General features: G+C 51.0%; 8 protein-coding genes. 5 read left to right on the forward strand and 3 right to left on the reverse strand.

Going from position 1 to position 12,759, the window contains the following annotated elements:
- The 3 genes from HY774_02810 to HY774_02820 all read right to left on the reverse strand — a co-directional run bounded on the left by HY774_02810 (position 1) and on the right by HY774_02820 (position 2,122).
- On the reverse strand, positions 1-1,227 hold the full coding sequence (locus tag HY774_02810; GenBank protein ID MBI4747385.1) for an alpha/beta fold hydrolase: 1,227 nt from the start codon (positions 1,225-1,227) through the stop codon (positions 1-3).
- On the reverse strand, positions 1,220-1,651 hold the full coding sequence (locus HY774_02815) for a hypothetical protein (GenBank protein MBI4747386.1): 432 nt from the start codon (positions 1,649-1,651) through the stop codon (positions 1,220-1,222). The genes HY774_02810 and HY774_02815 overlap by 8 nt, the downstream gene beginning before the upstream one ends.
- Positions 1,652-1,831: 180 nt before the next feature.
- On the reverse strand, positions 1,832-2,122 hold the full coding sequence (locus HY774_02820; protein MBI4747387.1) for a hypothetical protein: 291 nt from the start codon (positions 2,120-2,122) through the stop codon (positions 1,832-1,834).
- Between the two features lie 290 nt (positions 2,123-2,412).
- Here HY774_02820 and phaR point away from each other — a divergent pair, with 290 nt between their 5' ends.
- The 5 genes from phaR to HY774_02845 all read left to right on the forward strand — a co-directional run bounded on the left by phaR (position 2,413) and on the right by HY774_02845 (position 12,576).
- Entirely contained in the window at positions 2,413-2,859 is a 447-nt protein-coding gene (phaR, locus tag HY774_02825) for a polyhydroxyalkanoate synthesis repressor PhaR (protein ID MBI4747388.1), read from the forward strand.
- Between the two features lie 221 nt (positions 2,860-3,080).
- Positions 3,081-7,007 (forward strand): protein kinase, encoded by a 3,927-nt coding sequence (locus HY774_02830; protein ID MBI4747389.1) that lies wholly within the window; start codon positions 3,081-3,083, stop codon positions 7,005-7,007.
- A 333-nt stretch (positions 7,008-7,340) separates the two neighbouring features.
- Positions 7,341-10,112, forward strand: a complete 2,772-nt coding sequence (gene acnA / locus HY774_02835; protein MBI4747390.1) for an aconitate hydratase AcnA — start codon at positions 7,341-7,343, stop codon at positions 10,110-10,112.
- A gap of 683 nt (positions 10,113-10,795) precedes the next feature.
- On the forward strand, positions 10,796-11,389 hold the full coding sequence (locus HY774_02840) for a response regulator (protein ID MBI4747391.1): 594 nt from the start codon (positions 10,796-10,798) through the stop codon (positions 11,387-11,389).
- Between the two features lie 299 nt (positions 11,390-11,688).
- Positions 11,689-12,576 carry a universal stress protein gene (locus HY774_02845; GenBank protein MBI4747392.1) on the forward strand — a complete coding sequence of 296 codons (888 nt, stop codon included), beginning with the start codon at positions 11,689-11,691 and terminating at the stop codon, positions 12,574-12,576.
- Positions 12,577-12,759: the final 183 nt, after the last annotated feature.

The following is a 12,759-nucleotide window of genomic DNA, read 5'->3' on the forward strand; positions in this document are numbered from 1 at the left end:
TTAAACCCCGAACCCTGAACCCCGATTGACCGATTTTTCCATCAGCCAGTCAGCGGTTTTGGGCCAGACCGAGGTTTTAGCGCCGGTTCCCACTGACATCGAAAGATGGCCAAATGGAAAGACGACTTCGTGATACTCATCGCTTCCAACCAGGTCCCCCAGCACGGACGAACATTCGGGCGGCACCACCTGATCTTTGTCACCACAGACATTCAGGATCGGGCAGGTGATATTTTCGAGATTCACTGGTTGACCTTTGAATTTGAGTTTGCCCCGAACCAGACTGTTTCGGTAATAGGTCGCTTTGACAAACTGACGGTAAAATTCACCAGGGATTGCCACACAGTCATTAAACCAGGTTTCAACCGCCAGAAGTGCCCGAAAATGCTCGGGATCAGTGACATACTGCGCAAAGTTGATCCCCAGGGTCAGGTTGCTGATGGGTTTAAGGGTGCGGAAGGAAGCCAGAATCAGTTCGCCAGGAACGTTGCCACAGGTCTCAATCAATCGGTCCAGGTTAAAAGTATCCTGGTTGATCCAGTGGTGAATCACACCAGCCTGCGAAAAATCAACCGGCGTGGCAAACAGCACCAGATTGGCAACCTGGCTTGGATAGAGCGCACTGTACATCAATGACAGCACACCGCCCATCGAATACCCCAAAATACTAACTTGCCTGGAGCCGGAACACTTTTGAACCGCCGCAACACAGTTGGGAATATACCGGCACACAAAATCTTCCAGCGTTAAGGTCCAGTCTTCATCAAGTGGAGTTCCCCAATCAATCGAATAGACATCAAATCCCAGATGGGTGAGGTATTCGATCAGGCTCCGTCCCGGTGTCAAATCGAGCAGGTAATACCGGTTCACCAGTGAATTGACAATGAGAAGCGGGATTCTAAATTCTTTTGGTTTGCGGGGTTGAAAGCGCAATACCCGCAACCGGTCTTCTTCATACACGACCTGATGAGGGGTCGCCGCAATCGGGATTACCGCCCGGTTTGCCTGATTCAATGTCTGAAGCGTTGATTCCAGGAGCGACCTGGTGCCAAACAACTGCTCAGACCAGTGTCGGCTCAGGGCATAGGTTTGCAGCATCTGGTCCTGGTTGTTACGGACGGCATTGATCAGCAGCGGATTTTTCATCCACTGCTGATACATGGCGTCGGCATGCCATTGCCAGGCTTCGAATGATTCTCTCGCGTAGCTGAATACAGCGTTAGTCACTGGCTTTTTTCGTCCGTCGAGCTGGAGTGGTTGCCGTTGGTTTGGCAGCGGGCTTTGGCGCAGGGGCAGGTTGCGGCGTGAGTTCGTCGAGTTTGTCGTTTAAGTCGGAAAGTTGTTCGGAAAGGGCATCCAGTCGGCGAATCACTGCCTGAATGTCGTCGCGGGTGACCATGTTCATTGATTTCATGGACTGTGAAACCAGCTCTTGAACCCGCCCAGTCAGTGCATGCGATTGTTCCATCGCGGTTGACATCGCTGATAAAAATGCTGGATTCCGGGTCATCTGTCCCCAAAAATCCTCGGTCTGTTTCCAGATTTGTTCAGTGACTTCTTTGACCAGATGGGTTGGGTCTGGCATCGCAAGTTTTTTGCCAGGTGCTTTGGCCGCCGGTGCTGCTTCTTTGGGTGACGTTTTGCGTGGCATATGAGATTCCCTTTCCTCCTCTGAAAAAGCCGAAAACAACAAACCGAATGAAGAATGAAGAATGAAGAATGAAGAATGAAGAAACTGATTTTAGCCGCTATGTTTCTACATTCTCAATTCTCAATTCTTCATTCCTGCAATTCTTCATTTTGCCGGCTGTCTCGGCTGTGAGTTGGGTGCTCAGTCCAGTGACGGCGACGCGGTGAGCACCTTTTCCGCAATCTCCGTTGATTTTTTCATCCATTCCACCTGTGCGGAATAGACGCTGGTCAAATAGTCCTTGGCAAAGCGGTTGGCGGCTTCCTGGTTGGCCAGGCTGGCATCAATCAGGCTGCGCACCATTTTGGTGGAAGCATCCTGAGACGCGACAGTGGCCCGGAAGGTCGCCAAAGCGGCTTCGCGGGGAAGTTCAGAAAACGCATTCAGGGTTGAAAGAACTGAAGATGATTTTGATTGGGTTGCTGTAGCCATGGTGTCAAATCCTCCGAAAAAGTAAGTTGTGATGGCCCGGAGAATAGGCACCAGAAAAGGTGTTGTCAATAGCTTTTTTCGCAGTTGCGAGATAAATTTATTAAGTCATTTACTATGAGTTGTTTAATTTTTTAAAATTTTATAAAAATGAGGATATGAGGCGAAATTCAATCGAAAAATGTCGAGAAATAGCTCGCAACTGCGAGAAGTTTGTAAAGCACTGAAAAAGTTAGGGATCGCTGCAGTTCCCATTGACGGCATTGTTGCACCTGTACTAGATTGCGAGCACTATGCCTCGCAAACATTCTGAATCAGACCGGGTCCTCATCAAACGTTATGGCAACCGTCGGCTCTACAACACCGAAACGGGAAGCTATGTCAATTTTCAGGATTTAATTGCATTGATTCAAAGCGGACGAGACATTCAGGTGGTGGATTCTAAAACAAAAGAAGACATCACCAAAGTGATTCTCACACAAATCATCCTCGAAGAAGAAAAAAACAACAAAAACATTCTCCCCTTGCCGTTTTTGTTCCAGCTCATCCGCTATCAGGAAAAATCCGTCCAGGATTTCTTCCAAAATTATCTTTCGGCCACCTTTGAAGCCTACTTAAAAACCAAACAGGAATTTGACCGCCGGTTCCGCGACTGGATTGAACTGAGCCCTGGTTCGCCCCAAATGTGGGAATCATTTTTTCAGCCTCCAGGGGGCAAACGCAAAGATCCCGAAGAGTAAAGCCCTTGTCAGTACCACCTGCGTAAGCGGGTGAGTTCCAATTTTTTTCTTTCTGTAAATTTTTCCGTGATGGATTCGATGAATTGGAAACTCATGGTTTCAGCTTGTTCCAAAGAAACCCATCACGGAAAAATTTACAGAAGGATTTTTTTTCAAGCGTTGTCATCGTCCTCAAACCCACCTGCTTACACAGGTGGTACTGACAAAAAGAGTTCCTGCCCATGAAGCGTATTGTGATCTTTCTTCTCATCGTGTGTTTTGGCTGGCTGGTGTTTCTACCTCAGACCAGTGGATTGGCCCAGACACTCAATCGGTCTCGGGCCAAATCCCCGGTGGCGACCACCTTTGATCCATATGATCAATGCCAGATTTCTTTTCGGGTGTTTAATCACAAGAACGGGCTTTACCAAACCCAGATCAATTGTATTGAATTTGATCAACAGGGATATTTATGGGTTGGGACCACGGATGGCGCGGCACGCTACAATGGGCACTCCTGGACGGCGGTTCATCTGCCGACCAAAACGAAGTCCAACCACATCAAGGCAATGCTGGCTGCTTCGGATGGCAGCATGTGGTTTGGCTCGACCAATGCCGGGCTTTCACGGTTGAAAAATGGCGAGTGGAAGGTATTTACAACCGAACTGGGGGTGACGTCACAAGCCATTACTGCCCTGATTGAGACAAAATCGGAATCCGGTGCCGCAACAATTTGGGTTGGAACTGCTCAAGGGTGTGCTTTTTATCAAGGCGAGCAGTGGACTGCACTCAAACCCAATACCGGGCTTCCTTCCGAAACCATAACCAGCCTGGCGGAACTCAAATTCCTGACTGGAAAGCCAACTGTGTGGGCTGGTACAACCAGCGGGCTGGCCTATCTCGACGGCCAGACCTGGAAGCCGATTCCGAATTTTCCGCTTTCTCCACCGTTGAGCACCGTGACTGCAATGTTAGAAACCCAGGATGAAACCGGCCAGTTGGTGGTTTGGGTTGGTACGAATGCTGGTGTCTGCCGGTTAGCCTCAGATGGAACCTGGTCAGTCTTTGGGTTAAAGGAAGGGCTTCCAAACCTTGATGTGACGGCCCTGATGAAAACCACTGAAAAAGGTGGAACCGAGGTGCTCTGGGCTGGAACCAATGGTGGCGGCATTGCCCGCTTCAGTGATGGAGTCTGGCGACTCAGAAACGAACAGATTGGCCTTCCAAGCAATGCCGTGCTGTGCCTCAAGGTCAACCCTCGCGAGCCAAATCATGCACTTTGGATTGGCTTGAACGGCGCCGGATTGACCAGCTTTGACTTTGGCAAGTGGCGGTATATAGATGCCCGGAATGGGGTACCGAATTCGAATGTTTACTCAGTTCTGACAACCGAAAACAGTCAGGGGGCAACTGTCCTCTGGGCCGGGACTTTTGGCAATGGAATTGGCGTGCTGGATCGTCAGGGGTGGTCCCGAATCACAACTGAAAATGGACTGGCTGATGATCGGGTGTTGATGCTGTATGAAGCTCCAGCAAAATTCGGCTCAAAGGCAATCTGGGCCGGAACGGCGAATGGCATGAGCCGGATTGAAAATGGTCAGGTGACCTCATTTGGAACCAGGGAGGGCCTGCCGCATCCATCCGTTTTGAGTTTCTTGCAAACCAGCGATCCAGCCGGTGAACCGATCTTGTGGGTTGGAACTCAGCAAGGAATGGCCACGCTCCGGGGAAAAGTGATTTCACTGGTTGAGTCACTCCCGAAAACCATTGTCACGTGTTTTACCCAAACCGAAACTCCAGACGGAAAAGGTATTGCCCTGGCCGGTGTTGGTTCTGAAATTGCCATTCTGGAAAACAATGTCTGGGGATTGTTGCCACATGGGACAGGGTTCCCAGAAGGAATTGTTCAAAGTCTGGTGGTTACCAAACGATCAGATGGACGAAAAATTTTGTGGGTTGGCACCAATTCCGGGCTTGCCTGGCGTGAGTTGGATCAGGTGCAAAGTGCCTGGCAGGTCCTCAGTGAAACATCGGAGCCAAAACTCCCCAACCACAATATCAACCAGGTGTTGATGGATGCCTATTCCCAGGTGTACCTGTGTACCAATCGGGGGGTGATCCGATTGGAGCCACGTTCCTCCACGGCTTTTAAACCAGCAGATTTTAAAATCACCTCATTTACCACCGATGATGGGCTTCCAAGCAATGATGCCAATCAGAATGCGGCCAGTTTTGACCAGAAAGGGCGGCTCTGGGTCGGGACTGTGGACGGTTTAGCGGCCTTGAATCCAAGGATGGAAGTTTCAACCAATCTGAAAGATCCATTGTTTCTTGAGCAGGCGAAATTCCTCCGCGATGGGAAAATGGAGAAAGCCAGTCTGCTCACGCCAGGAATGGAACTTCGGTACGTTGAAAACTCGGTTTTCTTTGAATTCGCCCTGTTGAGTTTTTTTCGTGAATCCGATTGTACCTACCAGACCCAATTGATTGGCCTCGAAGCTGAGCCGACAGTCTGGACGACCAAATATATCCGTGAGTATCCGACCTTGCCTCCAGGTTGGTACACGTTTCAGGTTTGGGGAAAAGACCATCAAGGGAATGTGAGTGGTCCGGTCAGCATTGCGTTTCGGGTAAAGCCTCCGCTCTGGCAAACGTGGTGGGCCGTTGGGTTATATGTTGTTGGCCTGGCTGGATTTGGATATACCGGGGTTCGGTTGCGGGTTCGGCAGTTGCGGCTTCGGACCGAGCAGCTTGAACGAGAAGTGGCCAAACGAACCACCCAGCTTGAGGAAAAAAATCGCGAACTCGATACCAAAAACGAGGCCATTTCGAAGGCATTGACGGAGGTTGAGAGTTCAAAACGTGAAATCGAAGCCAAAAACAAAGAGCTGGATCGTTTTGTCACTGATTTGAAACAAAAGAACGAGGAATTGATCCGTTCTAAAGAAGAACTGATCGAATCCCATCGGCGTGCGAACCGAATCTTTTCTGCCCTGCAGGAAGCCTTACCCGGCACCGTGCTCGACAACAAATATCGGCTCGAAGACAAAATCGGCGCTGGAGGATTTGGGGCTGTCTATCGTGGTATCCATTTGGGGCTTCAAAAACCGATTGCGGTCAAAGTATTTCAACCGCTGGCTGGAAATGCCTCTGCCGAAAGCCTCGAACGGTTTCGATTGGAAGGAGTTTCCGCCTGTCGAATCAACCATCCCAATGCGGTTTCAGTACTGGATTCAGGGATTTCTGAAAACGGCATTGCCTACCTGGTCATGGAATTGTTGACCGGTCATACCCTGACCAAAGAATTACAAACATTGGGACGACTTTCGCTCCTTCGATGCGCCCAAATTATTGTCCCAGTGTGTGACGTGCTGGTGGTGGCGCACGCGGCTGGGATTATCCACCGTGATATCAAACCGGATAACATCTTTTTGCACCAGGGACCGGAAGGTGAAGCCGTCAAAGTGGTTGATTTTGGTATTGCCAAACTGGTTGGTAACAACAAAGAGGGTGATATCCAAACTCTGACCGAAGCTGGCGGGATTATTGGAACACCAACCTACATGGCCCCTGAACGCCTGACCGGGCGGCCTTACGACGGGAAATCAGATGTGTACAGTGTCGGCGTGGTGCTCTATCAAATGTTGTGCGGACGGCCTCCGTTTCTTCACGATGGCAATTTGATGGAAGTGGTTCTGGCTCATATCAACCATCAACCACCATCAATGCGCAAATTTGTCCCCGACCTTCCTGAAGCCGTCGAAACGGTGGTGCTCAAAGCATTAACCAAAGATCCGGGCATTCGAATTAGCGCCAGTGAGTTGGCCACCGAATTTGTCAAAGCCTTTGGGGTAGATTTGAGCCATCTGTCGAAGGGTGGTGGCCGTGGCATTCATAAAACTCCCCCAACCACCAAAACCGGAATGCCAACCATTGAGCAGTTTTCCAACCTTCCAACCGGAATATCGGTTGATGAACCTCAAACCAAACCCTTGAGTTTAGATGCTTCTGGTAGTAGTCCAACTGTGGCTGACACTCTGCCACGGTTCCTCGCCCAAAAACCGGATGGATTTTCGGATGCCGAAACCGTTGCGGCCAATCCAGGCAATGCGGAAACTGTGGTGGACTCGGTCAAGTTACCTGACTCGGATGATACGGTGACAAGGTGACAGGGTGACAGGGTGACAAGGTGACAGGGTGACAGGGTGACAAGGTGACAGGGTGACAGGGTGACAGAGTGGCAGGATGACAAGGTGACAAAGGGACAAGGGGACAGGGTGACAAGGTGATATTCTTCGAAAACCCGGAACCCGGAACCCGGAACTTCAAAGTGTTTCCCAGGGCCCAAAAATGTGACACAATCGCCGGGCAATGTTTCCGCTTTTCCTTCATTTCAGCAGTCTGCAATCAAACCAATCAGGAAAACACTGGACCTGAGCCAGCCGGCTCGGGGTCTGTCTGTTTTTCAAACTTTTCAGCAGGGAAAACAACCACGAACGTCTATGGCACATACTCTTTTTAACTCATTGCAAGAATTCACCCTGGGCGATGGCGGCACAGGGAAATATTACTCATTACCGGCACTCGAAGCGGCTGGGGTCGGCCCCATTTCAAAATTGCCGGTTAGCATTCGGATCGTGTTGGAGTCGGTCCTGCGCAATTATGACGATCTGAAAATCAAAGAATCCGACATCCGCACGCTGGCAAACTGGCAGGCCAAAGCTGAGCGGACGGCTGAGATTCCGTTTGTTGTGGCCCGTGTGTTGTTGCAGGACTTCACGGGCGTTCCATTGCTGGTTGACCTGGCGGCCATGCGATCAGCCATGAGCCAGTTGAACAAAAATCCAAAGGCGATTGAGCCGCTGGTCCCGGTTGACCTGGTCATTGACCACTCAGTCCAGGTGGACTATACCGGTCCGACCGCCGCCCGCCGATTGAAAACGCTGACCGAAGAAAATGGGTCTGGGCTTCCCGCCACAGATGATGCCTTTCAGCTCAACATGATGCTGGAATTTGAGCGCAATCGGGCCCGCTATCAATTCTTGAAGTGGGGCATGCAGGCGTTTGAGAGCTTCAAAGTCATTCCACCAGGAATTGGTATTTGCCATCAGGTCAATTTGGAGTATCTGGCCAAAGGTGTTCTGGAGCGCGAAGGCGTGTATTACCCGGATACGCTGGTTGGAACTGACTCGCACACCACCATGATCAATGGTTTGGGCATTGTCGGGTGGGGCGTCGGCGGGATTGAAGCCGAAGCCGGAATGCTCGGCCAGCCGGTGTACTTCCTGACGCCGGATGTGGTTGGCGTCCATCTGCACGGCAGATTGCGCGAAGGCGTTACGGCCACCGATCTGGTGCTGCATGTCACGGAAATGCTTCGCAAGGCCAAAGTGGTCGGAAAATTTGTCGAATACCACGGCGAAGGTGCGGCCAATCTCTCGCTCACCGACCGGGCCACCATCAGCAACATGGGCCCTGAATACGGTGCGACGATGGGCTACTTCCCGATTGACGAAGAAACCTGCAAGTACTTGCTAGCGACGGGACGTTCACCCGAACACGTCGAGACATTCCGCAATTACTACACCGCTCAGGGCATGTTTGGCATTCCGAAGCAGGGCGAATGTGAATATTCGGTGCTGCTTGACCTTGATCTGGCGGATATTCAACCTGGCGTGGCCGGTCCAAAGCGCCCACAAGATCGCATCAACCTGACGGATCTGAAAACCACATTCCAGAGCCTGCTGGAAAAACCAGTCAAGGAAAACGGCTTTAATGTGGCGGCTGACCGGTTGTCGGCGTCAGTTCCGGTCAACGTGGATGCCGAAACCGAGGTCAATGTGGGGCACGGCAATGTGCTGATTGCGGCTATTACTTCCTGCACCAACACTTCAAACCCCAGCGTGATGCTGGCGGCTGGAATTTTGGCCAAAAAAGCCGTCGAAAAAGGACTGACGGTCAACCCAGCCGTGAAAACTTCGCTGGCCCCAGGTTCACGTGTGGTTTCGGAATACCTGGAAAAGACCGGATTGCAGCCGTACCTGAATCAGGTTGGGTTTAACGTGGTTGGCTATGGCTGCACGACCTGTATTGGAAACTCGGGCCCACTCGACCAGCCTATCGAAGACGCCGTGGTGAAAAATGATCTGGTGGCCGCGAGCGTACTTTCCGGCAATCGGAACTTCGAAGCCCGCGTGCATCCCAACATCAAAGCCAATTTCCTGATGAGTCCGCCGCTGGTGGTGGCTTTTGCCCTGGCGGGCCGGGTTAATACCAATCTTTCAGAAGATCCGATTGGAAAAGGCAGCGATGGTGCGAATGTGTACCTGCGTGACATCTGGCCAACGTCTCAGGAAATCGGCGACCTGCTCAGTAGCGCCATGGACCCTGAAACCTATCGGAAGCTCTATTCAGACTTTGCCGAGCAGAATCCAATGTGGAATGACATTCCAAGTTCAGTCGGCGATGTCTATGAATGGGACACGGAATCAACCTACATTCAAGAGCCGCCATATTTTGAAAACTTCGGCATGGACGCCGGTCAGTTTGCTGATCTGCGCGGCGCGCGACCGCTGGCCATTTTCGGTGATTCGGTCACCACGGACCACATCAGCCCGGCGGGTTCGATCAAAGCTTCATCGCCAGCCGGTGTGTATCTGCAATCCAAAGGCGTGAGCGTCGCCGATTTCAACAGCTACGGTTCACGACGCGGAAACCACGAAGTCATGATGCGCGGGACATTTGCCAACGTGCGGATTAAAAACCTGATGGTGCCTGGGGTTGAAGGCGGCGTCACGGTTTATCAACCGGAAGGCGAACGACTGGCCATTTATGATGCGGCGGTGAAATATATGGCCGCCGGAACACCGCTTGTGGTGATTGCCGGACAGGAATACGGCACGGGAAGTTCACGCGACTGGGCGGCAAAAGGCACCCGGTTACTTGGGGTCAAAGCCGTGGTGGCGCAAAGCTTTGAACGCATCCACCGGAGCAATCTGGTTGGAATGGGTGTGTTGCCGTGCCAGTTTAAAGACGGCACCAATGCACAGTCATTACAACTCGATGGCACTGAAACCTTTGATCTGGTCGGGTTGGAAGGCGGCGTGAAACCCCAGCAGGACGTTACGCTGGTTATCCATCGCGCCAATGGTGAATCAACCGAAGTTCCTGTGACGCTTCGGATTGATACGCCAATCGAAATTGATTATTACCTGCACGGTGGGATTTTGCCGTACGTGCTGCGTCAGTTGGTTACCAACGCTGACCAGAACTAAGAGATCGTTAAAAAATAAGTTCCTGGAAGCACGAGTATCCGTTCACGTTTCGGCTTTGGGTTTTGCACCTCGAAGAGTTGCTGTTCGGATAGCCGGTCGGTTGCTCGGCTTTGCGAGCTACCACCGGAAAAGGATCAACCTCTCCCTCATTCTCCGCGCTTCGCCTGCGCCCCTGCGGGGGCGCGGGCGAAGCGCGGAGAATGAGGGTGGCCCTGGTGACCGGTGGTAGGCCCAAAGCAGCCAACCGACCGGCTATCCGAACAGCAGCCCTCCGGGATGCTCAATCCAAATGCCTGATTCCCAAACGAAAACGGGAAGTTGATTTTTTACAGTCCCTTAGGGAGCGTTAAAAAACAACTTCCCGATTTTCATTTGGGTCGAAGCCATTTTCTTTTGAGTTCGGTGGCACTTTCCCTGACAAAAGCTCAGACCCATTGAAGTCTTTGGATTTCTTTTTCGTGTATTTCGTGTATTTCGTGGTTTCCTGTTCTGAAATTGGATCTCTCCGGGTGACTTTCGATAAAAACGGGAAGTTGTATTTTTACAGTCCCTTAGCGGACTACGGACTATGGACTGGTATTACAGTTGAAACAGGTTTAAGAATTTGGGTTTTAGAACTATGATTCACCGGAAGCTAGCACTCTTCAATCCTTGTCTTTAACCCCGAAGAATCCGGTGAATTCATGAAAGTTCTGATTGCTGATGACGATGAGGTAACCCGGACACTGGTTCAACTAAGCCTGGAACGTGCCGGGTACGAAGTGATTGTCACCTGCGACGGTGAAGAAGCCTTAGCCGCTCTGAAAGCAGATGACGCAATCCGGATTGTGGTCAGTGACTGGGAAATGCCCAGGTTAAATGGGGTTGAGTTGTGTCAAAAAGTTCGAGCTTTCCGGCAGAATGACTACACCTATTTCATTCTCCTCACGGCAGTTCACACTGACGATCACCACTATTATCAGGCAATGGAAGACGGCGTAGATGACTTTTTGCTCAAAACCATGGCCACGAAAACCCTTCGACTCAGACTCAAAGTCGCCGAACGCATCCTTGGATTCACCCGCCAAATCAACCAGTTGAAAGAGTTATTGCCAATTTGTTGTTATTGCAAACGCATTCGAGATGACAATGATTACTGGCAGCAGATAGATGAATATATCCACGATCAAACCGGGACTGATTTCAGCCATGGCATTTGCCCAAATTGTTATGATTCACGGGTGAAGCCGATGCTGGATCGGTTGTTACCTCCCAAGCCTTCAGACCCTGCGCAATAATCCCCACTCCAGGTTTCAATCCAGATCACTTTCAAACAAAGATGGGGAATTTCCCTGAAAACTCCCCAGGAAGTTGAACAAACCAGTGCAATCAAGTGTTTTCCCGATCCTGGTCTAACTCGCTGAAAATGAGATATTTCATAGCAAAATAAACCACTTGGAACGAATCGGAGAATCCATTGAGGAAACTCCGGGGATCCGCCAACTCATGGAATATCAATTGCAGAATAAGGAGTCAAATAGACTTGCTTGTTGCCCACAATCCGCAGGCAATTCCAACAGTGAAGGGAGGAACTGATATGACGGACCGGATGAAAGTATTGATCGCGTATGATGGTTCAGAATGTGCCGACGCCGCAATTGACGGCTTGCTCCGCGCGGGATTACCCGAAGAGGTCGAAGCCTTTATTTTAACAGTGTCAGAAATGGGCCTGGCCGTACCGCCGCCGAGCATCGGCATGGTCGAAACCAGTTTTTCCAATGCCATTCAGGATGCAACCGAGGAAGCCCTGCGGATTGCACAAACTGGATTAGATCGGGTTAAAACCCTGTTCCCAAGATGGGACGTGACGGCTGAAGGACGCTTTGGTTCTCCGGGCCGTGAAATCCTGGAAAAAGCGGTTGAGTTTAACGCCGACTTGATCGTGATGGGCTCGCACGGACGCTCAGCCGTTGGGCGACTGGTATTTGGAAGTGTCTCAACTCAGGTTGTGACCCAGGCCCATTGCTCAGTTCACGTCGTGCGACCTGGCAAAGCTGCTGTGACCGATCCGATCAAACTGGTGATTGGGATTGACGGATCAAAAGGATCTGAAATCGCAGTTGAAACCGTTGCCACCCGCCAGTGGCCAGCGGGAACGGAAGTTCATTTAGTTACTTCCGCCGGACCATTTGATTTGTATGGCGTGGCCTATGACGAAAAGATGAGCTTTGCCAGCAAGCTCCAGACCCTGGCCCGGAGACGACTCGAAGAAGCCGGCCTTCAAACGGTTTCAGTGATTATGGAAGGCGGACCGAAAGAAGTTTTGATGGAAGAAGCCGAACAAATCGGGGCTGACTGTGTTTTCGTTGGTTCTCGCAACTTGAGCCGGTTTGACCGCTGGTTGCTTGGCAGTGTCTCGACGGCTGTGACCACCCGTGCCCATTGCACTGTGGAAGTCGTCCGCAAACACGGTGCTGAAGAGTAGGGAGATAGCGAAATAGCGAGTAGCGAGTAGCGAGTAGCGAGTAGCGAGTAGCGAGTAGCGAGTAGCGAGTAGTCAGACAATCAAAACCTGAATTCAATTCTGATTGTTTGATTTCTCGACCGTGAGTAAACAATAAGTCAATACAAACCCATTTGAAGCATGAGGGTTTGTTTTACTACTCGC

Source organism: Acidobacteriota bacterium, assembly GCA_016208495.1.
Classification (GTDB): domain Bacteria; phylum Acidobacteriota; class Blastocatellia; order Chloracidobacteriales; family Chloracidobacteriaceae; genus JACQXX01.